This is a genomic window from Kitasatospora sp. NPDC048365 (assembly GCF_043200835.1).
GTDB classification, from domain to species: Bacteria; Actinomycetota; Actinomycetes; order Streptomycetales; family Streptomycetaceae; genus Kitasatospora; species Kitasatospora terrestris.
In genome coordinates, this window is sequence record NZ_JBICYJ010000033.1 from 44,858 (window position 1) to 68,967 (window position 24,110).

At 73.3% G+C, this 24,110-nt stretch carries 24 protein-coding genes and 1 tRNA gene; 8 read left to right on the plus strand and 17 right to left on the minus strand.

Annotated features, from left to right (window positions below; genetic code table 11):
• Positions 1–9: 9 nt before the first annotated feature.
• The 3 genes from ACGFX4_RS28755 (at position 10) to ACGFX4_RS28765 (ending at position 1,827) form a co-directional block, all read left to right on the plus strand.
• The gene (locus tag ACGFX4_RS28755; protein ID WP_393080254.1) at positions 10–303 is read left to right on the plus strand and encodes a DUF6412 domain-containing protein; all 294 of its coding nucleotides are present in this window, start codon (positions 10–12) and stop codon (positions 301–303) included.
• A gap of 81 nt (positions 304–384) precedes the next feature.
• On the plus strand, positions 385–1,074 hold the full coding sequence (locus ACGFX4_RS28760; RefSeq protein ID WP_393080256.1) for a YidC/Oxa1 family membrane protein insertase: 690 nt from the start codon (positions 385–387) through the stop codon (positions 1,072–1,074).
• Between the two features lie 81 nt (positions 1,075–1,155).
• Positions 1,156–1,827, plus strand: a complete 672-nt coding sequence (locus ACGFX4_RS28765; RefSeq protein ID WP_393080258.1) for a DUF5701 family protein — start codon at positions 1,156–1,158, stop codon at positions 1,825–1,827.
• A gap of 71 nt (positions 1,828–1,898) precedes the next feature.
• Here the strand turns inward: ACGFX4_RS28765 and ACGFX4_RS28770 are convergent, their stop codons facing one another.
• From ACGFX4_RS28770 to ACGFX4_RS28810, 9 genes are all read right to left on the minus strand, one after another.
• Complete coding sequence (locus ACGFX4_RS28770; protein ID WP_393080261.1) at positions 1,899–2,585, minus strand: aspartate/glutamate racemase family protein; 687 nt, start codon at positions 2,583–2,585, stop codon at positions 1,899–1,901.
• A gap of 51 nt (positions 2,586–2,636) precedes the next feature.
• Complete coding sequence (locus ACGFX4_RS28775; RefSeq protein WP_393080264.1) at positions 2,637–3,524, minus strand: hypothetical protein; 888 nt, start codon at positions 3,522–3,524, stop codon at positions 2,637–2,639.
• Between the two features lie 84 nt (positions 3,525–3,608).
• Positions 3,609–4,646, minus strand: a complete 1,038-nt coding sequence (locus tag ACGFX4_RS28780) for an adenosine deaminase (RefSeq protein ID WP_393080267.1) — start codon at positions 4,644–4,646, stop codon at positions 3,609–3,611.
• A gap of 49 nt (positions 4,647–4,695) precedes the next feature.
• Positions 4,696–5,985 (minus strand): DUF445 domain-containing protein, encoded by a 1,290-nt coding sequence (locus tag ACGFX4_RS28785; protein WP_393080270.1) that lies wholly within the window; start codon positions 5,983–5,985, stop codon positions 4,696–4,698.
• 118 nt (positions 5,986–6,103) lie between these two features.
• Positions 6,104–7,399: a nucleotide sugar dehydrogenase gene (locus ACGFX4_RS28790; protein WP_393080380.1), complete on the minus strand. Its 1,296-nt coding sequence runs from the start codon at positions 7,397–7,399 to the stop codon at positions 6,104–6,106.
• A 15-nt stretch (positions 7,400–7,414) separates the two neighbouring features.
• A complete protein-coding gene (locus ACGFX4_RS28795) occupies positions 7,415–8,581 on the minus strand; it encodes a glycosyltransferase family 2 protein (protein ID WP_393080273.1) in 1,167 nt (388 codons plus the stop codon).
• 104 nt (positions 8,582–8,685) lie between these two features.
• A complete protein-coding gene (locus ACGFX4_RS28800) occupies positions 8,686–9,645 on the minus strand; it encodes an ATP-binding cassette domain-containing protein (protein WP_393080276.1) in 960 nt (319 codons plus the stop codon).
• Positions 9,646–9,671: 26 nt separating this feature from the next.
• A complete protein-coding gene (locus ACGFX4_RS28805) occupies positions 9,672–10,499 on the minus strand; it encodes an ABC transporter permease (protein WP_393080279.1) in 828 nt (275 codons plus the stop codon).
• Positions 10,492–11,334, minus strand: a complete 843-nt coding sequence (locus ACGFX4_RS28810) for an ABC transporter permease (RefSeq protein WP_393080282.1) — start codon at positions 11,332–11,334, stop codon at positions 10,492–10,494. Before ACGFX4_RS28810 ends, ACGFX4_RS28805 begins: the two co-directional genes overlap by 8 nt.
• 211 nt (positions 11,335–11,545) lie before the next feature.
• On the opposite strand from ACGFX4_RS28810, the gene ACGFX4_RS28815 reads away from it, so the two are divergent.
• Positions 11,546–13,801 (plus strand): transglycosylase domain-containing protein, encoded by a 2,256-nt coding sequence (locus tag ACGFX4_RS28815; RefSeq protein WP_393080284.1) that lies wholly within the window; start codon positions 11,546–11,548, stop codon positions 13,799–13,801.
• 48 nt (positions 13,802–13,849) lie between these two features.
• Here the strand turns inward: ACGFX4_RS28815 and ACGFX4_RS28820 are convergent, their stop codons facing one another.
• Both ACGFX4_RS28820 and ACGFX4_RS28825 read right to left on the minus strand, forming a co-directional pair.
• Positions 13,850–14,152 carry a co-chaperone GroES gene (locus ACGFX4_RS28820; protein ID WP_345701843.1) on the minus strand — a complete coding sequence of 101 codons (303 nt, stop codon included), beginning with the start codon at positions 14,150–14,152 and terminating at the stop codon, positions 13,850–13,852.
• Positions 14,153–14,465: 313 nt separating this feature from the next.
• Positions 14,466–14,801: a DUF3618 domain-containing protein gene (locus ACGFX4_RS28825; protein ID WP_393080287.1), complete on the minus strand. Its 336-nt coding sequence runs from the start codon at positions 14,799–14,801 to the stop codon at positions 14,466–14,468.
• A gap of 138 nt (positions 14,802–14,939) precedes the next feature.
• Here ACGFX4_RS28825 and bcp point away from each other — a divergent pair, with 138 nt between their 5' ends.
• Positions 14,940–15,413, plus strand: coding sequence for a thioredoxin-dependent thiol peroxidase (bcp, locus tag ACGFX4_RS28830; RefSeq protein WP_345697275.1), 474 nt, complete (start codon positions 14,940–14,942; stop codon positions 15,411–15,413).
• A gap of 53 nt (positions 15,414–15,466) precedes the next feature.
• Here bcp and ACGFX4_RS28835 read toward each other — a convergent pair whose 3' ends face one another.
• A complete protein-coding gene (locus tag ACGFX4_RS28835) occupies positions 15,467–16,096 on the minus strand; it encodes a DUF4291 domain-containing protein (protein WP_393080290.1) in 630 nt (209 codons plus the stop codon).
• A gap of 240 nt (positions 16,097–16,336) precedes the next feature.
• On the opposite strand from ACGFX4_RS28835, the gene ACGFX4_RS28840 reads away from it, so the two are divergent.
• Complete coding sequence (locus ACGFX4_RS28840) at positions 16,337–17,002, plus strand: hypothetical protein (protein WP_393080293.1); 666 nt, start codon at positions 16,337–16,339, stop codon at positions 17,000–17,002.
• A gap of 73 nt (positions 17,003–17,075) precedes the next feature.
• On the opposite strand, the gene ACGFX4_RS28845 is transcribed toward ACGFX4_RS28840, so the two are convergent.
• Positions 17,076–19,481 (minus strand): chitinase C-terminal domain-containing protein, encoded by a 2,406-nt coding sequence (locus ACGFX4_RS28845; RefSeq protein WP_393080383.1) that lies wholly within the window; start codon positions 19,479–19,481, stop codon positions 17,076–17,078.
• Positions 19,482–20,093: 612 nt separating this feature from the next.
• Between ACGFX4_RS28845 and ACGFX4_RS28850 the strand changes: the two genes are divergently transcribed.
• A tRNA-Leu gene (locus ACGFX4_RS28850) sits at positions 20,094–20,168 on the plus strand.
• Positions 20,169–20,222: 54 nt separating this feature from the next.
• Here ACGFX4_RS28850 and rdgB read toward each other — a convergent pair.
• From rdgB to ACGFX4_RS28870, 4 genes are all read right to left on the minus strand, one after another.
• Entirely contained in the window at positions 20,223–20,831 is a 609-nt protein-coding gene (rdgB, locus tag ACGFX4_RS28855) for an RdgB/HAM1 family non-canonical purine NTP pyrophosphatase (RefSeq protein WP_393080295.1), read from the minus strand.
• Positions 20,832–20,859: 28 nt separating this feature from the next.
• The gene (locus ACGFX4_RS28860) at positions 20,860–21,255 is read right to left on the minus strand and encodes a hypothetical protein (RefSeq protein ID WP_345697280.1); all 396 of its coding nucleotides are present in this window, start codon (positions 21,253–21,255) and stop codon (positions 20,860–20,862) included.
• Between the two features lie 167 nt (positions 21,256–21,422).
• A complete protein-coding gene (gene rph / locus ACGFX4_RS28865; RefSeq protein WP_345697281.1) occupies positions 21,423–22,148 on the minus strand; it encodes a ribonuclease PH in 726 nt (241 codons plus the stop codon).
• A 114-nt stretch (positions 22,149–22,262) separates the two neighbouring features.
• On the minus strand, positions 22,263–22,496 hold the full coding sequence (locus ACGFX4_RS28870) for a glucose PTS transporter subunit EIIB (protein ID WP_014135942.1): 234 nt from the start codon (positions 22,494–22,496) through the stop codon (positions 22,263–22,265).
• A gap of 269 nt (positions 22,497–22,765) precedes the next feature.
• On the opposite strand from ACGFX4_RS28870, the gene ACGFX4_RS28875 reads away from it, so the two are divergent.
• Entirely contained in the window at positions 22,766–24,055 is a 1,290-nt protein-coding gene (locus ACGFX4_RS28875; RefSeq protein WP_345701845.1) for a PTS transporter subunit EIIC, read from the plus strand.
• Positions 24,056–24,110: the final 55 nt, after the last annotated feature.

Genomic DNA, 24,110 nt, shown 5'->3' on the forward strand with positions numbered 1-24,110 from the left:
GTCGAGCCCGTGCCACTGGTCGCGTTGCTGCTCGCCGTCCTCCGGGTGCTGACCGGCGACCTGCTGCAGGGCCCGAGCGCCCTGACCGCCGTCGCCGCCGCGGCAGCCCTCGTGCTGCTCGCGGGGGCCGTCGCCGGCACCCTCGCCGCGGCCCGCCTGCTCGGCGCCCGCGCGCCGGCCGCCGTCCGCGCCGCGACCCTGCGCCGCCGGGCCTTCCGCACCGCCTTCCTCCCCCAGCGCGACCCGGACGCCCGGGGCCGCCGCCGGCCGAGGGCCCCCGGCGCGGCCCCGGCGGCCGCGTAACCCTCGCCACGTCCGTACGGCCCGCGCGGCCGCCCTCCGCCGACCTCTCACCTTCACGAGACCCCGGAGGGCTCTCCCGTCATGTCCGTCCTCGCCCTGCTCGACCCTGCCGTCCGCGTCGCCCACGACGTCGTCGCGGCGCTCGCCACTGTCGTCCCGACCGCGCTCGCGATCGTCCTGTTCACCGCCGCCGTCCGGCTCGCCCTGCATCCGCTGGCCCGCGCCGCCGCCCGCGGCGAGAAGGCCCGGCTGCGCCTCGCCCCGCGGGTCGCCGAACTCCGCGAGCGCCACCGCAAGAACCCGGAGAAGCTGCAGGCCGCCCTCGCCGAGCTGTACCGCACCGAACAGGCCTCGCCCTTCGCCGGCTGCCTGCCGATGCTCCTCCAGCTCCCGTTCTTCTCCGTGATGTACCGGCTCTTCACCACCCCGAACGACCTGCTCGGCCACACCCTGGGCGGCGTCCCGCTGGGCCTGCACGTCACCGGCGTCCACTCGCTGCCCCAGCTGCTGGTCTTCGCCGCCCTGTACGCCGCGCTGGCCGCCGTCGGCTGGACCGGCTTCCGCCGCGCCCGCCGCACCCCCACCGACGCCCCGGGCGCCGCCCTGCTCCCCTACCTCTCCTTCGGCACGGTCCTGTTCGCCGCGCTGGTCCCGCTCGCCGCCGGCCTCTACCTGCTCACCACCACCGCCTGGACCGCGGCCGAACGCGCCCTCCTCCACCGCGGGACGCCCGTACCGGCGGCCGGCCCGGCGGTGGCCCCGGCCCGCTGAATCCGGGCGGGACGGCCGGAATTCCCGGGCGGGCCGCCTCGTTCCCCTGGAACCGCCCACCACGCCGTCCCTGGGAGCATCGTGCCCGAAGCCACGTCCGACGCCACGACCGCCACCGCCCCCGCCCTCCCCGCCCCGGGTGTGCAGGCCGAGCGCCTGATCGAGCTGGGGGTCGCCGAGCTCGCCGGGCTGTCCGCCGCCGAACTGCGCGCCTTCGCCGAGGCCGCCGGGCCCGCCGCCGAGGGCGCGCTGCTAGCCGTCCACCCGGACCGGGCCCCCGCCTCCGCCCTCGCGCCGCTGCTGCGCCGCGAGGGCAGGCCGGGCTTCGTCGTCACCGACATGACCGACGTCGACCGGTTCGCGCCGACGGTCACGGTGCCGGACGCCCCGCTGTACCTGGTCACCGGCCTCGACCGCGGCGACCACCTGGCCAACCGGACACCGGAGGAGGCACTGCCCGAACTCACCGCGCAGGACCGCACCCCGCTGCTGCTCACCGAGGGCATCCACTGGGTGCTGCAGCAGCCGGCGGTCCTGGAGCGCAACCACTGCTTCATGACCATCGGCTCCCGGCTGCGCAAGGCGAACGGCGCCCTGGACACCCGCACCCCGGCGATCTGGATCAGCAACGGCACCGGTCGGGACGGCCGCGAGCGGCGCGACGCCCCCAAGGTCGGATGGTGCTGGTGGGGCAACCGCCACACCTGGCTCGGCTTCGCCTCGGCCACCGGCCGCCGGCTCCAGGACGGCTGAGCGCCGACCGCCCGCGCACCCGGCTCCCGGGCGCGCGGGCGGTCACCGCGCGGGCGGTCGCACCGAGGCCGTCACAGCGCGGCGGTGACGGCGGCCTCGGCGTGGATCCGGGTGGTCGGGAAGACCGGCACCGGGCTGTCCCCGGCGCCGACCAGCAGCTCGATCTCCGTGCAGCCCAGGACCACCCCCTCGGCGCCGGCCGCGACCAGTTCGGCGATCACCTTCCGGTAGGCCTCCCGCGACTCCTCGCGGACCACCCCGACGCACAGCTCCTCGTAGATCACCCGGTGCACCAGCGCCCGCCCGGCCGCGTCCGGCACGAGGACCTCCAGCCCGTGGCCGGCGAGCCGCTCCCGGTAGAAGTCCTGCTCCATGGTGAACGCCGTGCCGAGCAGCCCGACCCGCCGCACCCCGGCGGCCAGCACCGCCCCCGCCGTGGCGTCCGCGAGGTGCAGCAGCGGGACCGACACCGCCTCCGCCACCCGGTCGGCCACCTTGTGCATGGTGTTGGTGCAGATCAGCAGCAGGTCCGCCCCGGCCGCCTGCACCGACCGCGCGGCCTCCGCCAGCAGCTCGCCGGCCGCCTCCCAGTCCCCCGCCACCTGCAGCCGTTCCACCTCGGCGAAGTCCACCGAGTACAGCACGCACTTCGCGGAGTGCAGCCCGCCGAGCCGCTCCCTGGTCAGCTCGTTGAGCAGCCGGTAGTACTCCGCCGTCGATTCCCAGCTCATCCCGCCGAGCAGCCCGATCGTCTTCATCGCGCCACTCTGCCACGCCCGGACGGCCGGGCGCCTCCGCCTTCGTCGGCCTCAGCCCTCGTCGGCCTTGGCCTGGAGGATCTGGGTCCGGGCGTCGTCCAAGGACATCCGACCGGCGCAGACCTCGGTGTGGAGGTGGTCGGCGAGGCCGTCGTCCTGGTGGGCGCGCTGGATCGGGACCGGACGGAGGTTGGCCACGGTCGGGTCGCCGCCGAGCTCCAGGGGGACGATGAAGTCCTCCTGGTAGTGGGTGAGGTCCTGGTCGGCCCGTCCGGAGGCGGCGAGTTGGGACTTCTTCGCCTCGTCGGTGTACTCGCGCGAGGGCCGGACGGTCGCCGTCCAGCCCTTGACGCAGATGGTGGTGGAGATGGTCGCCTGGGTGACCGCCGGGTTGAGCGCGCCGGTGCCGGCGGGCAGCGCCGGTGCGGTCGGCGCGCTGCTCGCCACCTGCCGGACGGCGGCCCGGACGATCACGCCGCCCGTGACGGTGTAGCTGCCGGCGAAGTCGGCCCAGCTGCTGTCGGTGTGCACCGCGTGCAGGCGGACATCGACGGTGTCGCCGTGCACGGCGTCGACGGTCAACAGGTCGTCGGCGGTGTCGGCGAAGCCCGCGGCGAAGTGCGCGTAGTCGTGGTCGAGGTTGCGACCGCCGAGGGCCCACGCGGTCCGGTAGTCACGGGCGTTGATGGCGGCGTAGTACGCCTGGACGGTCGCGGCCGGGTCGGCGGCGGGCGCCGTGGTGGTGACCGTGGCGCGCGCGGTGGGGGTGGCCGGCGGGGTGGTAGCGGTGACGGTGGCGGTCGCGGTGGCCGTCACGGTCGCGGCGGCGGGGGCCGACGGTGGTGCGGTGGCGGGCGACGGGTCGTTCCCGCTCCCGCAGGCGGTGACGAGGAGTAACGCCGCGGCCCCTGCCGCGCCGCAGGCTGTCCGGATCCGCATGGCCGACCACCTCCCGCAGGCCGCCCCTCCCCCAGTCTGCGCCCGCCCGTGCGGGGTGTCGTACGGGCGGGCGCAGGGCGAGGGTCAGCGGGGCCAGGCGGCGAGGTAGGTGTCGATCTCGCCGGTGAGGCGGCGCTTGCCGGCCGGGTCGAGGAAGGAGGCCTCGACGGCGTTCTTGGCGAGGGCGGCGACGCCGGTCTCGTCGAGGCCGAGGAGGCGGGCGGCGACGGCGTACTCGGTGTTGAGGTCGGTGCCGAACATCGGCGGGTCGTCGCTGTTGACGGTGACCAGCAGGCCGGCGTCGACCATCTGACGGATGGGGTGGTTCTCCATCCGGTCGACGGCGCGGGTGGCGATGTTGGAGGTGGGGCAGACCTCGAGCGCGATGCGGTGCTCGCCGAGGTGGTCGATCAGGGCCGGGTCGTGGACGGCCTGGGTGCCGTGGCCGATGCGTTCGGCGCCGAGGACGCGCAGCGCGTCCCAGACGGTCTCGGGCCCGGTGGTCTCGCCGGCGTGCGGGACGGAGTGCAGGCCGGCCGCCCGCGCCCGGTCGAAGTAGGGCTTGAACTGCGGCCGGGGCACGCCGATCTCGGGGCCGCCGAGGCCGAAGGAGACCAGGCCCTCGGGGGCGAGCTCGGTGGCGAGGCGGGCGGTCACCTCGGCGGATTCGAGGCCGGCCTCGCCGGGGATGTCGAAGCACCAGCGCAGGACGACGCCGAGTTCCTTCTCGGCGCGCAACCGGGCGTCCTCGATGGCCTCCATGAAGGCGACGTCGGGGATGCCGCGCTTGACCGAGGAGTACGGGGTGATGGTGAGTTCGGCGTAGCGGATGTTCTGCCGGGCCATGTCCTCGGCGACGCCGTAGGTGAGGGCGCGGACGTCCTCGGCGTCGCGGATCAGGTCGACGACGCTGAGGTAGACCTCGATGAAGTGGGCGAAGTCGGTGAAGGTGAAGTACTCGGCGAGCGCGGCCGGGTCGGTGGGCACCTTGGTGCCGGACGCGTGCCGGGCGGCGAGTTCGGCGACCACCCGGGGGGAGGCCGAGCCGACGTGGTGGACGTGCAGTTCCGCCTTGGGCATGCCGGCGATGAACGCCTCGATCCCGCTACTGGTCTCGGCCACGGTGCCGCTCCTCTGTTCTATACGCGTAGACAACGATGCTATCCGGCGGTCAGCCGCCGGCCGCGACGGTGACGGTGTGGATCAGCAGGCCCGCGAGCGCGCCGACCACGGTGCCGTTGATCCGGATGAACTGCAGGTCGCGGCCGACGTTGATCTCGATCTTGCGGGACGCCTCGTCGGCGTCCCAGCCGGCCACCGTCTCGGAGATCAGCGCGGTGATCTCGTCCCGGTAGGTCTCGACGACGTACGCGGCGGCGTCCTGCAGCCAGCCGTCCGTCTTGGCCTGCAGGCGCGCGTCGGTGGCGAGCCGGCGGCCGAAGGAGCGCAGGGCGTCGCGCAGCCGGCGGCGCAGTTCGCTGTTCTCGTCGTCGGCGGCGTCCACGACCAGGGTGCGGACGGCGGCCCAGGAGGAGGCGATCAGGTCCTGCACCTCGGTACGGGCGAGCAGGTCGGCCTTGGCGCGTTCGACCCGGGCGATGGTCTCGGGGTCGGTCTGCAGCTCGACCGCGAACTCGGCGAGGAAGTTGTCGACGGCGCCGCGCGCCGGGTGGGCGGGGTCGTCGCGGATGTCGGTGACGAAGCGCAGCAGCTCGCGGTAGACCCGCTCACCGACCTGCTGGTCGAGGAAGCGCGGGGTCCAGCCGGGGGTCTTGGCGGTGACCTTGTCGACCACGTCCCCGTGGTGCACCGTCAGCCAGTGGTGGGCGCGGACCACGATCAGGTCGACCACGCCGTGGTGCCCGCCGTCCGCGACCACCTTGCCCAGCAGCCGGCCGGCCGGTTCGGCGACGGGGGTGGCGGCGGCGCGGCGGGTGACCGCCTCGGCGACCACGGCCTGCACGTCCTCGTCGCGCAGCACGGCGAGGACGCCGCGCAGGGCGGCGGCCGCCTCCCGGGTGACGCGTTCGGCGCTGCCGGGGGCGGCGAGCCACTCGCCGAACCGGCGGGCGATGCCGATCTTCCCGAGTCGGGCGCGGACCACGGTCGGGGAGAGGAAGTTGTCGCCGACGAAGTCGCCGAGGGTGCGGCCGAAGGCGTCCTTCTTCGTCGGGATGATCGCGGTGTGCGGGATCGGCAGGCCGAACGGGCGCCGGAACAGCGCGGTGACGGCGAACCAGTCGGCCAGCGCACCCACCATGCCGGCCTCGGCGGCCGCCGCGACGTACCCGGCCCACGCGCCGGCGCCGGACGCCTTCGCCCAGCTCGCGAGGGCGAAGACCAGGGTGGCGAAGCCGAGCAGCCCGGTCGCGATGGTCTTCATCCGGCGTACGCCCTGACGCTTCGCCTCGTCGGCAGGGGTCAGGCCGACGCCCGGGGCAACGGTGTCTTCGACGGTCACGAGGAACACGCTAACTCGGTCGTAGCCGCTCGCGGGGTTGACCGCCCGCGTTGCTCCAACACTCCTGCGGTCGGCCTCGCCCCGCGGCGGAGCCGCCGTCGGACGGAGCCCCGCGTGCCTAGTTGCCGCCGCCTCCGCCGAGGACGATCCTGCGGACGCCTTCCCAGTTCGCCGGGTCGGTGACGCGGCGTCCGTCGAGCAGGACGCGGGCGGCGGGGTGGTCGGCGGCGCCGAGGTCGCGGTACTCGGGGTGGTCGGCCTGGACGACGAGGGCGGTGGCGGGCTTGCCGTCGTCGGGGGGCAGGCCGAGGGCGGCGAGCTCCTCGGGGCTGTGCAGCGGGTCGCTGACGGTGGGGTCGGCGCCGGCCCGGCGGAGTGCGTCGACCAGCGGGAAGACGCCGGAGTTCGCGGTGTCCTTGACCCCGCCCCGGTAGGACGCGCCGAGGACGTGCACGCGGACCCCGTCGAGCGGGCCGAGCGCGCCCTGGAGCAGACCGACGGCGTACGCGGGGACGGTCTCGTTGGCCTCCCGGGCGGCCCGGACGACGGTGGCGTGCGGGTCGTTCCACAGGTACAGCCGGGGGTGGACGGGGAGGCAGGGGCCGCCGACGGCGATGCCGGGCCGGTGGAGGTGGTCGTGGGGCTGGGAGTTGCAGGCCTCGATGACCTCGGCGAGGTCGACGCCGACCCGGTCGGCGTACCGGGCGAACTGGTTGACCAGGGCGATGTTGACGTCCCGGTGGGTGGTCCCGGCGAGCTCGGCGAACTCGGCGGCCTCGGCGGAGGCGAGCGGCCAGACGCCGTTGCCGCGGGGCAGGTCGGGCCGCGGATCGAAGTCGAGGACGGCCCGGTAGAAGGCGGCACCCTGCTCGGTGGAGGCGTCGTCGATGCCGCCGACGAGCTTGGGGTGGTGGCGCAGGTCGGCGAAGACCCGGCCGGCGCGGACCCGTTCGGGGCTGAACACCAGTCCGAAGTCGCGGCCGGCGACCAGGCCGGAGCCGGTCTCCAGCCGGCTGGCGAAGCGGCCGCGGACGGTCCCGACCGGCAGGGTGGCCCCGTAGCTGACCAGGGTGGAGCGGCGCAGGCCGGCGGCGACGGCGTCGGTCGCGGCGTCGAGCAGCGCGAAGTCGGGTTCGCCGTCCGGGCCGACGGCGGCCGGGACGACGATCACCACGGCCTCGGCGCCGGCGGCCGCGGCGGCGGTGTCGGTGGTGGCGCGCAGCCGGCCGTCGGCGGCGACCTCGGCGAGGAGTTCGGCGAGGCCGGCCTCGTGCGGGTGGGGCGGGCGGCCGGCGGCGACGGCGGCGACCGTCTCGGGGTCGGTGTCGGCGCCGGTGACGAGGTGGCCCTTGGCGGCGAACCGGACGGCGAGCGGCAGGCCGATCGTGCCGAGGCCGACCACGCAGATGTCCATCATCTTCTTCTCTCCTCAGCCGCGGACCGCGCCCGCGAAGCGGCGCAGCCGGGCGGCCCGCCGCCAGCCGGCCCGGCCCGGCCCGGGGCGCTCGGGCGCGGGCCGGTCGGTCAGTTCGAACAGGGCGTCGGGCAGGCCGAGGGCCCGGTCGCGGAAGCCGGGGTACGCGGCGTAGGCGCGACCGCCGCGGCGGACCGCCGGCGGGGCGCCGTTGGCGGCCTCGTGGGCGATCAGGGCGCGCAGCGCGCCGAGCTCGCCGCGCGCGGCGAGGGCGAGTCGCAGCCGGTCGGGGACGGGGAGGCGGGCGAAGACGCCGGGCGGGCAGTGCCGGTCGAGCAGGGTGGCGATCTCCTCGGCGATCCGGCGCTGCTGGGCGGGCGGTTCGGCGAGCCAGCCGGTCTGCAGGAGCTGCGGGACCTCCCGGCCGAAGGAGCGGGCGCGGACCGCGTCGCGGACCGGTCCGGGCGGGGCGAGAGCGTCGAGGCATTCCTGGACGGCCCGGATGCCGCGCAGCCGTTCCGGCAGCCGGGGGCCCGCGGCGGCGGACCGGTCGGCGCGTGGGGCGGGGTGGTGGTGGTCGTAGTCGGCGAGGACGGAGACCTTCCGCGCGTGCAGCAGCGCGGCGAGGGTGTAGGGCTGCTCGGAGAGGACCGACAGGTCCTCGCGGCGGCGCAGTCCGTACCGCACGACCGGCTCCCGCCGGAAGAGCTTGGTGTCGGTGAGCGACCAGGCGAGCGCGGAGTCGGTGAAGGTGACGGATTCGCGGCTGCGGTCGAAGAGGCCCCGCGCGGACTGCCGGTCGTCCCCGCCGACCTGGCGGGGGATCAGGACGTCGCTCTGCCAGCGGTCGGCGGCGGCGACCAGGCGTTCCAGGGACTCGGTGCCGAGCCGGTCGCCGGCGCCGAGGTGGAAGAGGTAGCGGCCGCGGGCGAGCGCGGTCCCGCGGTTGACGGCGGCGGGCCCGCCGGAGTGCTCCTGCCGGACGGTGCGGAACAGGCCGGGGTGCCGGGTGGCGAACCGGGCCAGTTCCGCACCGCTGCCGTCGGTCGAGCCGTCGTCGACGACGACCGCTTCCATCCGCGCGGGGCCGATGGTCTGCCCGGCCAGGGAGGTCAGGCAGGCGGTCAGGTCGGGCATGGCGTTGTGGAGGGCGATCACCACGCTGACGTCGGGAACGGTCACGGAGGTGTCAACTCCGCCCGGCCGTCCCGGGTCACCGGGTCCACCCGTCCGGGTGAGCGGGGCCCCCGGCCGGCGCACCCCCGACGCCCCGGCCGACGGCGGCCTCAGCCGATGGCGACCTCGGCGTACATCCGGGCGATGACATCCTCGATCGCCGGTTCGCGGACCGAGAGGTCGACCAGCGGGTAGTGGGCGGCGACGGCCGCGAGGAGCGGGGCGGCGCTGTCCTGGGCGGGGAAGGCGAGCCACTGCCGGGGGCCCTCGACCCGGACCACCCGGGCGCCGGGGACGTCGATCGGCGGCCGGGCCTCGGCGAGGTCGACCACCAGGGTGCGTTCGCTGTCCCCGGCGGCGTGCAGGCCGTCCAGGCCGCCGTCGTACACCACCCGGCCGTGGTCGATCACCATCACCCGGCCGCACAGCTGCTCGATGTCGGTGAGGTCGTGGGTGGTGAGCAGCACGGTGGTGCGCTGCAGGGTGTTGACCTCGCGGAGGAACTCGCGGACCTTGGCCTTGGAGACCACGTCCAGGCCGATGGTGGGCTCGTCCAGGTAGAGCACCTGCGGGTCGTGGAGCAGGGCGGCGGCGAGGTCGCCGCGCATCCGCTGGCCGAGCGAGAGCTGGCGGACGGGGGTGTCCAGCAGGTCCCCGAGGTCGAGGAGTTCGACGCAGCGGTCCAGGTTGGCGCGGTAGCGGCCGTCGGGGATGCGGTAGATCCGGCGGGCCAGTTCGTAGGAGTCGCGCAGCGGCAGGTCCCACCACAGGGTGGTGCGCTGGCCGAAGACGACGCCGATCCGGCGGGCCAGCGAGACGCGTTCCCGGGACGGGTCGACGCCGGCCACCCGCAGCCGGCCGGCGGTGGGGACGAGGATGCCTGTGAGCATCTTGATGGTGGTGGACTTGCCGGCGCCGTTGGGGCCGATGTAGCCGACGCACTCGCCGGCGTCGACGGTGAAGCTGAGCCCGTCGACGGCGCGGACCTCGCGTTTGACGCGCTTGAGCCGGCCGGCCCGGGCGCGCACCGTGAAGGTCCGCCGGACGTCCTCGACCTCGATCAGTGCCATGGGGTTGAACTCCTCTCGACGGAAGGTCAGTTGCCGGCGCCGCGGTAGGCGCGCAGGCCGGCCCGCCAGGCGAGCCCGGCGGCGGTGACGGTGAGGGCGGCGGCCAGCGGGGAGGCGTACCGGAAGGCCTCGGGCAGACCGAGCGGGTCGGGCTTGTCCAGGATCGCCAGCGCGGGCAGCCAGTTGACGAAGGCCAGCGGGATGCCGAAGACGGTGGCGGCGACCAGCTCCTTGGCGAAGACGGTCGGCGGGTACTGGAGGAGGGTGGCGCCGCCGTAGGTGACGGAGTTCTGCAGCTCCTTGGCCTCGCCCCACCAGAACTGCAGGGTGGCGCCGCCGATGTAGATCGACCCGAAGATCACCGAGCCGCAGACCAGCAGTCCGGCGACCATCAGGGCCCGGCCGGCACTCCAGTGCACCGGCAGCGCGTGCAGCGACCAGCCGAGCACGGCGGCGGCCTGGACCAGCCGGCCGAGCCGGCGCAGCGAGAAGCGTTCGGCGCAGAGCTGGGCGAGCGCGGGGGCGGGCCGGATCAGCACGGTGTCGAGCGTCCCGGCCCGGATCCGGACGCCGAGGCCGTCGATCGAGCCGACCAGCAGGTTGGCGACGGCCAGGGCGAAGGCGGAGGTGCCGTACAGGAAGCCGAGTTCGGGCAGGGTCCAGCCGCCGAGGTTGTCGGTGTGCCGGAACATCAGCAGCAGGACGCCGAAGTCGAGGAAGGTGACCACGGCGTTGGCGAGCAGCATCAGGTAGAACGAGGTCCGGTAGGACATCAGCGAGCGGGACCACATCCCGGCCACCAGCCACCAGGAGCGCAGCGCCCAGCCGGTCCGCGCGACCAGGGTGTCAGCCACCCTGCACCACCACCTTCCGGGTGGCGAACAGCTGCACGGCCCGCCCGGCGGCCAGCAGGGCGACGGCCCAGCCGAGTTGGAAGGCGAGGGCACCCGCCGCGGCGGCGCCGGTGCGGTGCTGGAGGAAGAGGTCGGCGGGGATCTGCACCATGGCGGAGAAGGGCAGCACGGCCGCCAGCGCGCCGAGCAGGCCCGGGAAGAGGGTGATCGGCAGCAGCATCCCGGAGAAGAACATCGAGACCACCAGCATCACCGACCGCACCCCTTCGGAGTCGTGCAGCCAGAAGCCGGTGAGCGAGACCAGGAAGCGCAGTCCGAAGCTGACCACCACGGCGAGCAGCACCGAGACCAGGAAGACCGCCCAGACCAGCGGGTCGGCGGGCAGCCGGATGTCGAAGATCAGCGTCCCGACGAGCATCGGCAGCGCGCCGCGGCTGACCAGGTGGAAGCCGGCCCGGCCGAGGTCGGACGCCAGCCACCAGCCCTGGAAGTCGACCGGGCGGTAGAGGTCGACGGCGATGTCCCCGCTGCGGAAGCGGTCCTGGACGTCGTCCTGGAAGCCGCCGCCCCAGACCGCGACGGTGACCAGCAGGGCCTGGCTGACCCAGATGTAGGTGACGGCCTGGTCGGCGTCGTAGCCGCCGAGGCCGGGCCGGGCCCGCCAGAGCGCGAGGAAGGTGGAGGCCAGGATGAAGCCGAAGACGGTGTTGGTGACCGTCCCGGCCAGGGTGGCGGCCCGGTAGGTGGAGTAGCGGCGGAAGGCGCCGCGGGCGACCGCCAGGTAGAGCCCGGCGGTGCCGCGTTCGGGGGGCTTGAGCTGCAGGGTTCCGAGCATATTGTCTCCTTGTCGACATTTGTGCGGACAGCCCTCATCAGCTCCGGCCGATCAACCCCCGGGGGTGGCCGGGGCGGCGGACGGAGCTGCGGCGCGCGGTGCGAGTGGACCCGCTATGACGTTGTCACCTTTCACCGTACCGCCGCGCCACCGGCGCCGCACCCGGTTTCCAAGCCGCTGATTCACCGTCAGCCTCGCCCATAATCACCCCATGAGCGAGGATCGTGACCATTCGCGCCGCACGCCCGACGAGCGCCGGGCCCGCCGCCGCGCCCTGCCGCGCTGGCGCCGGATCCTCCCGACCTGGCGCCTCACCGTGGGCGGACTGCTCTCCCTCCTGCTGCTGGGCATCGCCGGTTTCGTCACCCTGTACCTGCTGGTCCCGGTGCCCGACGCCAACGCCCACGCGGTCGCCCAGAGCAACGTCTACTACTGGAACGACGGCACCACCGAGCTGGCCCGGACCGGCACGGTCAACCGGGAGCCGCTCCCGATCGGGCGGATTCCGGCCGTCACCCAGCACGCCGCCGTCTCCGCCGAGGACCGCACCTTCTACCGCAACAAGGGCGTCGACCTGAAGGGCATGGTCCGCGCCGCCTGGCTCAACCTCACCCACGGCTCGACGGCCGGCGGCAGCCTGCAGGGCGGCTCCACCATCACCCAGCAGTACGTCAAGAACTACTACCTGACCCAGGACCAGACGCTCTCCCGCAAGGCCAAGGAGCTCTTCATCTCGCTCAAGGTCGACCAGCAGCGCTCCAAGGACGACATCCTGGCCGGCTACCTCAACACCAGCTACTTCGGCCGCAACGCCTACGGCATCCAGACCGCCGCCCGCGCCTACTACGGCGTGGACGCCGAGCGGCTCACCACCGCGCAGAGCGCCTACCTCGCCGCCCTGCTCCAGGCGCCCAGCGCCTACGACGTACGCACCGCCACCCCCGCCAACCGGGAGAAGGCGATCTCCCGCTGGGGCTACGTCCTGGACGGCATGGTCCAGCTCGGCTTCCTCGACCAGCCCGCCCGCGCCGCCCTCACCTTCCCCGAACCGATCGACCCGCAGCCCGCCCAGGGCCTGCGCGGCCAGGCCGGCTACCTGGTGGACCTCGCCGACGACTACCTCGCCAAGTCCGGCACCCTGGACGCCGCCAGCCTCAAGGCCGGCGGCTGGAAGATCACCACCACCTTCGACCGCAGCCACCAGGACGCCCTGGTGCGCGCCGTGCGCCAGGAGCTCACCGACCGGCTCGACCCCGCCGGACGGCCCGCCACCGACACCGACGTCCGGGTCTGCGCCGCCTCCCTCGACCCCGCCACCGGCCGGCTGGTCGCCGCGTACGGCGGCGCCGACTACGCGGTCCAGCCGTACAACGACGCGCTGCGCCAGGACAACCAGATCGGCTCCACCTTCAAGCCCGTCGACCTGGCCGCCGCCCTGGAGGGCGCCCGGACCACCCAGGACGGCCGCCGGATCACCACCCAGACCGTCTACGACGGCACCAGCGGCCGCCCGGTCGCCGGCGGCCCGGGCGAGTACGCGCCGCCCAACGAGGACGACACCGACTACGGCAGCATCAGCCTGCGGCACGCCATGGCGAGGTCGGTCAACTCGGTGTACGCCCAACTCGGCGTCGACGCCGGACTGCCCGCCGTCCGCGACACCGCCGTCCGGCTCGGCCTGCCCGCCACCGTCCGCGGCCTCGACCCGGCCAACCCCTCGATGACGCTCGGCACCGCCACCCCCAGCGCGATCGACCTGACCGCCGTGTACGCCGCCCTCGCCAACCACGGCCAGGCCATCGCCCCCTGGGCCGTCCAGCGGCTGGAGCGCCCCGGCTACAACGGCGTCCCGCCGCTGCCCGGCCACCCGGTGCGCACCGCGCTCTCCCGGGGCACCGCCGACGCCGTCACCGACGTGCTGCGCGACGTGGTCTCCACCCGCGGCACCGGCGCCGCCGCGGTCGAGCTCGGCCGGCCCGCCGCGGGCAAGACCGGCACCACGGACAGCAACCTGTCCGCCTGGTTCGCCGGCTACACGCCCGAACTCGCCACCGCCGTCGGCATGTTCCGCGAACACCCGAAGACCCACGCCAAGGAGTCGCTGGCCGGCACCGCGGGGCTGTCCCGGATCAACGGCGGCGCCTTCCCCACCCGGATCTGGACCGCCTACACCGCCGAGGCGCTGCGCGGCAGCCGGGTCCGCCGCTTCGAACTCGAACCCACCCGCGGCAACAGCCAGCCCCCGGAACCGCCGAGCCCGTCGCCCGCCCCCACGCCCACCGCGTCCCCGTCCGGCCCGCCGGCCGCCGGCAGCCCCGCCGGGACCACCGGCACCACAGGCACCGCCGGCACCGCCCCGGCCTCCCCCAGCGCCAGGGCCACCGTCGCCTCCCCCGCGCCGACCCCGTCCGCCGCGCCCGCGCTCGCCCCGGCCGCGACAGCGCCGACCCCGTCCCCCAGCCCCTGAGCAGGGCGGCGGACGGGGTCGGCGCGGGTGTCCCGGGCGGCGCGGCCGTCAGAGGTACAGGCCGGTCGAGCCCTCGGTGTCGCCGAACCGGCCGGCCGCGACCGCGTGCAGGTCCCGCTCGCGCAGCAGCACGTACGTCGCGCCGCGCACCTCGACCTCCAGCTTGTCCTCCGGGTCGTACAGCACCCGGTCGCCCGGCTCCACCGAGCGGACGCTCTGGCCGACCGCCACCGCCTCCGCCCACGTGCAGCGGCGCGACAGCTCCGCCGTCGCCGGGATCAGGATGCCGCCGGTCGAGCGCCGCTCGCCCTCACCGGTGTCGGTCTTCACCAGCACCCGGTCGTGCAGCATCCGGATCGGCAGCTTCTCCCCCAGCCGGTCGTGCCGGGTCTCGACGTGCAGGGTCGCACTGCTCTTCGTGTCGTTCTCGCTCACGCCCCGACCGTACCCGCACCGCGCCCCGCGCGCGCCGTCGGGCCTGCGCCGGGGGCGCGCGCGGTGCCCGGCCCGCGTACGGCGTACGGCGTCCGGCGTCCGGCGTCCGGCGTCCGGGCACGCGAAAGCGGGGCCCGAACCCTCGGACCCCGCTCCCCGGAGCCGCGCTCCGGCACCGCGCTCCGGCGCCGCGCTCCGGCACCGGCCGCGCGTCAGCCCCTGCGGCGCCTCAGCCCTTGCGGCGCTTGCGCGCAGCCGCCAGCAGCAGCACCGCGCCGACGCCCACCAGGGCGACCGGCACGATCCGCTCCGGCATCGGCTGCCCCTTCTCGTCCACGAACCGGCTCTTCGCCCGCTCCACCGCGCCGCTCGCCGCGACGTACACCTGCCCGGCCTTCTGCTCGACCGAGGCCAGCACCCGGGCCCTGGTCTGCGCCGCGACCGTCGCCGGGTGCACGCGCATCGCCAGCTCGTCCAGGGTCGTGGCGAGCCGATCACGGGCCTGGGCGATGTCCGCCTCGATCTGGGCCGTCGACCGCACCGCCGTGTCCTTGCTCGCTGCCACTCGGGCCACCCCTTCTCTCCCACCGTCCTACTGATGCGTCACCAGTCTGTCAGCTCGCTCCCGCGCCCGCGCAGTGCCACCCACCATCGGGGGTAGGTTTGACGGTGGTACGACCACCGAGCCCAGGAGTCTTCGAACGTGAGCGAGCGCCTCCAGGCGGGCGACACCGCCCCCGCCTTCACCCTGTCCGACGCCGACGGCAACCAGGTGTCCCTCGCCGACCACCTGGGCCGCAAGGTGATCGTCTACTTCTACCCCGCCGCTCTGACCCCCGGCTGCACCAAGCAGGCCTGCGACTTCACCGACAACCTGGAGGTCTTCGCCGGCGCCGGGTACGACGTGATCGGCATCTCCCCGGACAAGCCGGAGAAGCTCGGCAAGTTCCGCGAGACCGAGGACCTCAAGGTCACCCTGCTCTCCGACCCCGACCACGCCGTCCTGGAGGCCTACGCCGCCTACGGCGAGAAGCAGAACTACGGCCGCACCTACCAGGGCGTGATCCGCTCCACCGTGATCGTCGACGAGCACGGCAAGGTCGAGCGCGCCCTCTACAACGTCAAGGCCACCGGCCACGTCGCCAAGCTCCTGCGCGACCTCAAGATCGACGCCTGACCCGCGGCCGCGCACGCCGTAGGCCCCCGGGGTCTACGGCACCCGCCGGGCGGTCACCGCGCCGCAGCGCCGGCACGCGGCGTCGCGCCGATCCGCGCGGCGAGGGCCTCGGGCAGCGGGTACGCCGGCTCCGCCGGGATCAGCGCGTCCGCCTCCGCGGTGCGGCCCGCCCGGACCAGCCCGTGCACCTCGTGCGCCAGGCCTGTCACGTCGGTCAGCCCGACGATCCACTCGTCCACGTACCGGTGGACCGCCTCGCGCTCCAGCCCGAGCTGCAGCGCCCGGTGCGGCAGCGCCCCCAGCCGGGTCGACCGCTCCGGGTCCCACTGCAGCCGCACCGGGGCGGCCTTCAGCTCGGCCCTCCACTCCGCCGCCGACCCGTGCCGCTCCCGGTCCCAGTGGCTGAGGCAGGCCCGCGCCAGTGCCCACTCGAACCCCGCCCGGCTGATCCGCACGGCCAGCACCCGCTCCTGCCCGTCCTTGGTCCCCCACCCGGAGCGGTACATCATCCAGCGGAACGACGGCTTGATCCAGGTCATCCGCTCCCGCTTGAACGGTGCCACGAACGTCCCCGCCGCCAGCGCCGCCTCCGCGATCCCCACCGGGTACGCCTGGTACACCGTCAGGCTCTCCGCGTCGTGCGCCGCCCTGATCTGCCGCACCGGCACCTCGTGCTTCTCCACCGCGCCATCCTCACCGCACGGCCGCCCCACCGTCCACGCGATTACCCGGCCCCCGTACCGGCCCGAGCCTGCACGCTACGTCAATTGACGGGTGGCGGGCGGCTCCGTGTCACCGCCCGGTACCGGTGCGGTCCGGTTACGGGCACGTGCCGTCCACGGGCTGCCGTAAGGCCGTAGCCTCCGGGGTGCCGGGTCGAGCAGCCCGGGAGACACCCACCGCACCGGGGAGTTCACCGCACCATGACCAGCCGCATCGTCCTCGCCGCCGCCGTCGCGGTCGCCGCCCTGACGCTCACCGCCTGCGACCCCGACGAGATCCCCGCCACCGACGCCGCGCCGACGGCGAGCACCGCGGCCCCGGCCCCGGCCACCGCCTCGGCCTCCGCGGCCGCCTCCGCGAAGCCGTCCGGCACCGCCAAGCCCTCCCCGGCCGGTCACCGCACGGTCGCCGAGGCCCGCACCGCGGGCGGGCTGACCCTGGCCACCGGCCAGGGCACGCTCACCGACGTCCCGGTCGACCCGGGCGAGATGCGCGAGGGCATGCACTTCGTGCAGTCCGAGTACAACCGGCCGGGGCAGCCGGCCACCGCCCGCAAGATCCTCGTTCTGGCCGTGGACAACGTGCCCGAGGACCCGAACAAGCGCCGCGAGCACCTGTGGCGCGGCCTGATCGACTACGCGCTGGGCAACGGCTCCAGCGGCACCCCGACCACCGCCGAGCCGTACCAGGCGGGCCCGCTGGGCGGCTCGCTGGAGTGCCTCAGCCTGCCCGCCAAGTCCGGTCCCACCGACGTGATCTGCGGCTGGGCCGACGCCTCCACGGCCGGCGTGGCGCTGCTGCCGGGCACCACCCCGGCCGAGGCGGGCCGGCTGTTCGCCGCGATCCGCGCCGACGTCGAGCACTGACCCGCACAAGGAGCGGTGGCGGCCGACCCCCCGACCGGGTCGACCGCCACCGCCGTCTGTCACCTCAGGTCAGTCAGCACGGACCGAGGTCGTTCCACACACCCCACTGACCGGTGGTCGAGGGGTCCTCGCCGGTGGTCCACCACTTGTTGGTGTACTGGTGGCCCTTCCAGGACACCTTGGTACCGGTGGTGGCGTACACGGTGGCGGAGCTCCAGCTCGGCGCGGTGCAGGTGCCGGTGGAGGCGGAGGCCGACGGGCTGGCCGACTGCGACGCGGAGGCCGAGGCGGACGGGCTCGCCGACTGCGAGGCCGAGGCGGACGCGGACGGGCTGGCCGACTGCGAGGCGGACTGCGACGGGCTCGGCGAGGCGGTCGAGCCGACCGCGCCGCGGGTGAAGTCGCCGGTGATGCCGTACAGCGTGCCGCCGACGTTGACCGTCCAGTTCGCCGGGGTCGAGACCGGCAGGTAGTAGACGAAGTCCATGTCGACCGAGGCGCCGGGGGCGAGCGACTGCCAGGTCGGCAGCTTCACCGAGACGCGGTTGTAGACGCCCTTGAGGCCGCCGACGTTGTTGGCCGCGGTGTGGTCCTGGCGGATCACCGACAGCCCGAAGCCCGACTGGTCCTTGGCGTTGCCCGGGGCCGAGTTGGAGTAGTCGAACTGGAACTCGGTGCCGCCCGGCAGGGTGACCGTCGAGTTGTTGACGATGTGGATCTTCGGGTTGATCGGGTAGTTCGAGTCACCCAGCGCGAAGTTGGTGAACGAGACGTCGATCGGCAGGGTCTGGGTGGGCAGCGCGACGGTGGAGCGCAGCGCGCCGTACGACGAGGAGGCCTTGAACTTGTCGTACATCAGCGAGGTGAGGGTCGAGCCCTGCACGTACTCGCCCTTGCCGCCGTTGGCGGTGGCGTCCCACTTGTAGTCGCCCGCGAGCTCCCAGATCATCGCGCCACCGGCGCCCTGGTTGACCACGTAGTCGGCCTTGGCGGCCACCGACTCCTCGTCCTCGGTGGAGAGGAAGACCTTCTTGCTGTCGTTCCACAGCCACGGGGCGACCAGCGCGGCGCTGTAGTTGCGGCTGTAGCTGCCCTGCAGGGCGGTGTCGGTCAGGCCGTACTTGGAGAGGTAGTCCGGGACGATGCCCTTCTCCAGGTTCTTGGCGTGCCACATCGGGTTGGAGCCCGCCGGGGACTCCTTGCCGTTGGTGTCCAGGTCGTGCCAGAGGTTGTCGATGCCCACGGCACCGTCACCGCAGCTGGTCAGACCGGCGCCGGCCGGGCAGGTCGACGTCGAGGACGTGCCCCACAGGCCGTTGGTGCCGCCGGTCACGTTCTTGAAGCCGCGGGTGTAGTACGGCAGGCCGATGTTGATCCGGCCGGCCGGCATCGCGCCGCGGAAGTAGTGGTACGCCCAGTCGGTGTTCAGGTAGCCGATGCCGCCGTACTGCGAGGTGCCGTACACGTTGGCGGCCGCCAGCTCGGCGTCCTTGCCGTCGTCGTACAGCGAGGCGTTCGGGCCGACGTACTTGTTCCAGGCGCCGTGCAGGTCGTACGACATGATGTTGACGTAGTCCAGGTACTGGGTGACCTGGAACGTCTCCATGCCGCGCAGCAGGTAGCCCGAGGACGGCGCGGCGACCGACAGCATGTAGTGCTTGCCGTCGGCGGCACCGGCCCGGTCGAGCTTCTCGCGCAGCGTCTTCATCAGCGCCGCGTAGCCCTTGACCAGGGACGCCCGCTTGGCGTTGGAGATCGTGGCGTCGAGCGGGTTGCCCGCGTCCTTCATCGAGGTCGGGTACTCGTAGTCGATGTCGACGCCGTTGAACCCGTACTTCTTGATGAAGTCGACGGAGGAGTCCGCGAAGGTGTTGATGCCGGCCTGGTTGACCGAACCGTCCGCGTTCACCGTCATGTTGTAGAAGCCACCCGAGTTCACCCGGGCGCCGCTGTCGTCGAAGTAGCCGCCGGTCTCGGCCCAACCACCCACCGAGATCAGGGTCTTGACGTTCGGGAACTGCTTCTTGTACTTGGTCAGCAGGTTGAAGTGACCCTTGTACGGCAGGCTCGGGTCCATCTCCGCGCCCGCGACGCCCGGGAACTCCATGCCGGTCGCGGCGTTGTTCGGGCCGTCGGTGCCGACCGACAGCTTGTTGTCGCCGCCGATGTGGCCGAACGCGTAGTTGAGGTGGGTGACCTTGTCCCACGGGATGTTGTTCACCAGGTAGGCGGGCGTGCCGTCCTTGCCGGTGCGCCAACCCGTGAAGTAGCCGATGATGCGGCGCTGGTGGTCCGCGCCCATCTTCTCGCGACCGGACGTGTCGTAGACGCTGCAGTACGGCGCGTCCACACCCGGCGTGGTGTACATGCCGTCAGGACGACACGACTGGTTGTCGACGGCGGCCACCGACGGCGAAGCGCCCAGCGTGGCCACCAGCAGACCGGCCAACCCGGCCGCGGCCGCGGAGGCGAACGCCACCCGCCGACCGGAGGTCTTCTGACGGCGCGAAGCGGTGGGACGCTGCGCCGTCTCGTTACGGATCAACACTCGTCCTCCAGGAGAGAGTGTCGCGCGTACGCCTGTGGGAGGGCGCACACATGTGGGGGAAGTTGCGCCGAACTTAGAAGGTCTGGACCACTGGCGTCAACAGGTCTGTACCAACTGCGACCCAACCGCAAACCCCCGAACCCCCCGCCACCTCGCTCTCTCCCCCTCGTCGACCCGAACAAGGGGACGAGACTTCATCACCTGGAGGGGACCATGTCCGTCAAGTGCACCCGCGAACTGCCGTCCGCCACGGCTGCCCGATCGAGCAGTGCGAACGAGACGAGTTGCGCCCGGCCGCCGCCCCGCACCACAGCGTCGTCGAAGCGCATCGCGGGCGCCTTCGATCCGCGCTGCCGCGAATCGGCCGGCCCTGCCGTTGCGAGATGTGCGGCATGCTGCCGATCCGGCAGGGTTTGCCCCCGACTGCCACGCCGTCACCCCGACGTACTGCGGCCGCAACAGGAGGCGCCCGTCGACGTCTTGACCGGCCCGCCGTAAGTCGCTACCCAGCCCCGATTTGCACGGGGTACGCTGGCAGGGCGTGCGTCCGTACCCCAGCTGGCTAGAGGGATGCGGTTTAGGTCCGCAGTGTCGTGGGTTCGAGTCCCACCGGGCGTACTGATGACGGTGCCCCCGCCGAGATCGGCGGGGGCACCGTCGCGTCCGGGGGCCTCAGGCGAGGAGGTCGGCGACGACCGGGGCGAGGGCGCGGAAGGCCTGGCCGCGGTGGCTGATGGCGTTCTTCTCGGCGGGGGTGAGCTCCGCGCAGGTACGGGTCTCGCCGAGCGGCTGGAGGACGGGGTCGTAGCCGAAGCCGCCGTCGCCCGCCGGGGCGGTGCGCAGGGTGCCGAGCAGCCGGCCCTCGACGACGCGCTCGGTGCCGTCGGGCAGGGCGAGGGCGGCGGCGCAGGCGAAGTGCGCGGCGCGGTGCTCGGGGCCGATGTCGGAGAGCTGGGCGAGCAGCAGCTCGAGGTTGGCGCGGTCGTCGCCGTGCTTGCCGGCCCAGCGGGCGGAGAAGATGCCGGGGGCGCCGCCCAGGACGTCGACGCAGAGGCCGGAGTCGTCGGCGACGGCGGGCAGTCCGGTGGCCCGGGCCAGGGCGTGCGCCTTGAGCAGGGCGTTCTCGGCGAAGGTGACCCCGGTCTCGGGCACGTCGGGGATCTCGGGGTAGGCGTCGGCGCCGACGAGTTCGACGTCGAGCCCGGCCGCGCCGAGGATGTCGCGCAGTTCGGCGACCTTGTGCTTGTTCCGGGTGGCGAGGACGAGGCGTCGGGTTGTCATGCCCGAAAGCCTAGGGCCTGTGGCGGTGTCAGCCGGTGCAGGCCTTGGAGAGGTTGGCGGCGGCGGCGCCGAGCGGCTGGAGATCGGGGACCTGGTTGGTGTCGGCGGCCTTCTGCAGGGCGCCGACCTGGTTCTGCAGGTCGGTGAGGGCCTTGGAGACGTCGGTGTCGCTGGAGTTGCGGCCGAGCTGGTCGAGGTCGTTCTTGAGCTGCTGGAGCGCCTGGCCGGCGGCCGCGGGGTCGTTGTTCGCGTTGTTGAAGGCGCTGCCGACCTGCGAGATGTCGCTGCTGATCTTGATGGCGGTGTTGCCGCAGTCGATGGCCTTCTGCGCGGCGGAGCAGCTGACCATGGAGAGCGGGAGGATCAGCACGAGTCCGGCCACGGCGAGGGCGGTGGTGCGGTTGATGCTGAGCGCCTGCGGCATCGGGGGTCCTCCGTGGTTGCTCCGGTCTCTGCTTCGAACCGTACGGGGTGGGCACGCGGCGTGTACAGCACGCGCGTGTCACCACCCCGTAATGGTTGACCCCCGTTCAGGCGGCCGCCCGGGCCCCGCCGCGGCTCGGCCCCGCGGCGACTCGGCCCCTCAGGAGGTCAGGCGCCGAGGGCCTTGCGCTGGATCTCGTCGAGCTCGGCGCAGCCGAGGGCGCCGAGGTCGATCAGCCGGTTGAGCAGGTCGCGGTCGAAGGGGGCGCCTTCGGCGGTGCCCTGGACCTCGACGAAGCGACCGTCGGAGGTGCAGACGATGTTCATGTCGGTCTCGGCGCGGACGTCCTCCTCGTAGCGGAGGTCGAGCATCGGGACGCCGTCGATGATGCCGACGCTGACGGCGGAGACGCCGCCGGTGATGGGCTGCCCCTTGGCGCGCAGCAGCTTCTTGTCGCGGGCCCAGGCGACGGCGTCGACGAGGGCGACGTAGGCGCCGGTGATGGCGGCGGTGCGGGTGCCGCCGTCGGCCTGGAGGACGTCGCAGTCGAGGACGATGGTGTTCTCGGCGAGGGCGCGGTGGTCGACGACGGCGCGCAGGGAGCGGCCGATGAGCCGGCTGATCTCGTGGGTGCGGCCGCCGATCTTGCCGCGCACGGACTCGCGGTCGCCGCGGGTGTTGGTGGCGCGCGGGAGCATGGAGTACTCGGCGGTGACCCAGCCTTCGCCGCTGCCCTTGCGCCAGCGCGGGACGCCTTCGGTGACGCTGGCGGTGCAGAGCACCTTGGTGTCGCCGTAGGAGACGAGGACGGAGCCTTCGGCGTGCTTGCTCCAGCCCCTTTCGATGGTGATCGGGCGGAGCTGGTCGGGGGTGCGGCCGTCGATGCGTGACATGCCGTCGAGCCTAAGGCCTGTCCGGCGGGCGCCGGTCGCACCGGGGCGCGCGAAGGCCCGCCGTCCGGGTGGGGCGGCGGGCCTTCGCGCGGGGCGGAGCCGTGGCGGCTCAGCTCACATCATGTCTTCGATCTCGGCGGCGATCGGGTCGGCGTCGGTGCCGATGACGACCTGGATCGCGGTACCCATCTTGACCACACCGTGGGCGCCCGCGGCCTTGAGGGCGGCCTCGTCGACCTTGGAGGCGTCGTGAACCTCGGTGCGCAGGCGGGTGATGCAGCCTTCGACCTCGTCGATGTTCTCGATGCCGCCGAGACCGGCGACGATCTTCTCAGCCTTGCTGGCCATGGTCTTTCTCCCTCTGTCTCGGCGCTTCGGCGGTCGGTCGCCGGGTGCCGTACTGCGGTGTGCGTGGTCACTGCCGAAGATGGCATGGTTTCTGCCGGTGTGCCACGTTAGTCCACTTTTGGGCTATTTCGCCGCGCGCCCCCCTTTATCGGGACCGGAGGATGACGATCACCGGTATCCCGACCGGGCGAGCACGGCGGCGTCCCGACGAGTGGTCTACACCAATCCTACGGCGCCGCCGCCCTGGACACGGCACTCGGAGGGCCATGATGAGTTCGGCAGGCGCCACAGCCCCGCACACGCCCTGGTGGCACACCTTCTACGGCGGCCTGCAGAAGATGGGCCGCAGCCTGCAGCTCCCGGTCGCCGTCCTACCCGCCGCGGGCATCCTGAACCGGCTCGGCCAGCCCGACGTGTTCGGCGCCGACGGCCTCGGCTGGAACAACGTGGCCGCCGCGGTCGCCGCGGCGGGCGGGGCCCTGCTGAGCTCCTCCCTCGGTCTGCCGCTCCTCTTCTGCATCGGCGTGGCGATCGGCATGGCGAAGAAGGCCGACGGCTCGACGGCGCTGGCCGCGGTCGCCGGCTTCCTCGTCTACTGGTCCGTCCTGCAGGCCTTCCCGGTGGACTGCACCGGCGGCGCGGTGCTCAAGGGCAACCAGTGCGTGGACTTCGCCACCCAGAAGTCGAGCAACGCCGTCTACCAGAACCCGGGCGTGCTGGGCGGCATCCTGATGGGCCTGATGTCGGCCTGGCTGTGGGTGCGCTACCACCGGGTCAAGCTGGTGGACTGGCTGGGCTTCTTCAACGGCCGGCGCCTGGTGCCGATGATCACCGCGATGGTCGGCCTGCTGTTCGGCTCGCTGATGGTGTGGATCTGGCAGCCGATCGGCGACGGCCTGAACGACTTCTCGCAGTGGCTGGCCGACCTGGGCTCGTGGGGCGCCGGCATCTTCGGCGTGGCCAACCGCTCGCTGCTGCTGATCGGCATGCACCAGCTGCTGAACACCTTCGTCTGGTTCCAGTTCGGCTCGTACACCAAGCCGGACGGCACGGTGGTCAACGGTGACATCAACCGCTTCCTGGCGGGCGACCCGACGGCCGGCCAGTTCACCTCCGGCTTCTTCCCGATCATGATGTTCGCCCTGCCGGCCGCGGCCCTGGCCATCGCGCACTGCGCCAAGCCGCACCGCCGCAAGGAGATCTACGGCCTGATGACCTCGGTGGCGCTGACCTCCTTCTTCACCGGCGTCACCGAGCCGATCGAGTACTCCTTCGCCTATATCGCGCCCCTCCTGTACGCGGTGCACGCGGTGCTGACCGGTGTGTCGATGGCGGTCACCTGGGGGCTCGGCGTCCACGACGGCTTCAGCTTCTCCGCCGGCCTGATCGACTACGTGATCAACTGGGGGCTGGCCACCAAGCCCTGGCTGATCATTCCGATCGGACTCTGCTTCGCGGTCGTCTACTACGTGCTGTTCCGCTTCATCATCACCAAGTTCGACCTCAAGACACCGGGCCGGGAGGACGACGACGAGGTGGAGGACGTCACCAAGGCCTGATCCCGCAAAAGACCGCCGAAGGCCCCCGGACCCATCCGCCCGGGGGCCTTCGGCA

Bases quoted from the DNA above. Each gene is read 5' to 3' on its own strand.
- ACGFX4_RS28760 (WP_393080256.1), top strand. From the start codon at position 385: ATGTCCGTCCTCGCCCTGCTCGACCCTGCCGTCCGCGTCGCCCACGAC.
- ACGFX4_RS28770 (WP_393080261.1), bottom strand. From the start codon at position 2,585: ATGAAGACGATCGGGCTGCTCGGCGGGATGAGCTGGGAATCGACGGCG.
- ACGFX4_RS28775 (WP_393080264.1), bottom strand. From the start codon at position 3,524: ATGCGGATCCGGACAGCCTGCGGCGCGGCAGGGGCCGCGGCGTTACTC.
- ACGFX4_RS28790 (WP_393080380.1), bottom strand. From the start codon at position 7,399: ATGGACATCTGCGTGGTCGGCCTCGGCACGATCGGCCTGCCGCTCGCC.
- ACGFX4_RS28800 (WP_393080276.1), bottom strand. From the start codon at position 9,645: ATGGCACTGATCGAGGTCGAGGACGTCCGGCGGACCTTCACGGTGCGC.
- ACGFX4_RS28810 (WP_393080282.1), bottom strand. From the start codon at position 11,334: ATGCTCGGAACCCTGCAGCTCAAGCCCCCCGAACGCGGCACCGCCGGG.
- ACGFX4_RS28815 (WP_393080284.1), top strand. From the start codon at position 11,546: ATGAGCGAGGATCGTGACCATTCGCGCCGCACGCCCGACGAGCGCCGG.
- ACGFX4_RS28820 (WP_345701843.1), bottom strand. From the start codon at position 14,152: ATGCTGCACGACCGGGTGCTGGTGAAGACCGACACCGGTGAGGGCGAG.
- ACGFX4_RS28840 (WP_393080293.1), top strand. From the start codon at position 16,337: ATGACCAGCCGCATCGTCCTCGCCGCCGCCGTCGCGGTCGCCGCCCTG.
- rdgB (WP_393080295.1), bottom strand. From the start codon at position 20,831: ATGACAACCCGACGCCTCGTCCTCGCCACCCGGAACAAGCACAAGGTC.
- ACGFX4_RS28860 (WP_345697280.1), bottom strand. From the start codon at position 21,255: ATGCCGCAGGCGCTCAGCATCAACCGCACCACCGCCCTCGCCGTGGCC.
- rph (WP_345697281.1), bottom strand. From the start codon at position 22,148: ATGTCACGCATCGACGGCCGCACCCCCGACCAGCTCCGCCCGATCACC.
- ACGFX4_RS28870 (WP_014135942.1), bottom strand. From the start codon at position 22,496: ATGGCCAGCAAGGCTGAGAAGATCGTCGCCGGTCTCGGCGGCATCGAG.
- ACGFX4_RS28875 (WP_345701845.1), top strand. From the start codon at position 22,766: ATGAGTTCGGCAGGCGCCACAGCCCCGCACACGCCCTGGTGGCACACC.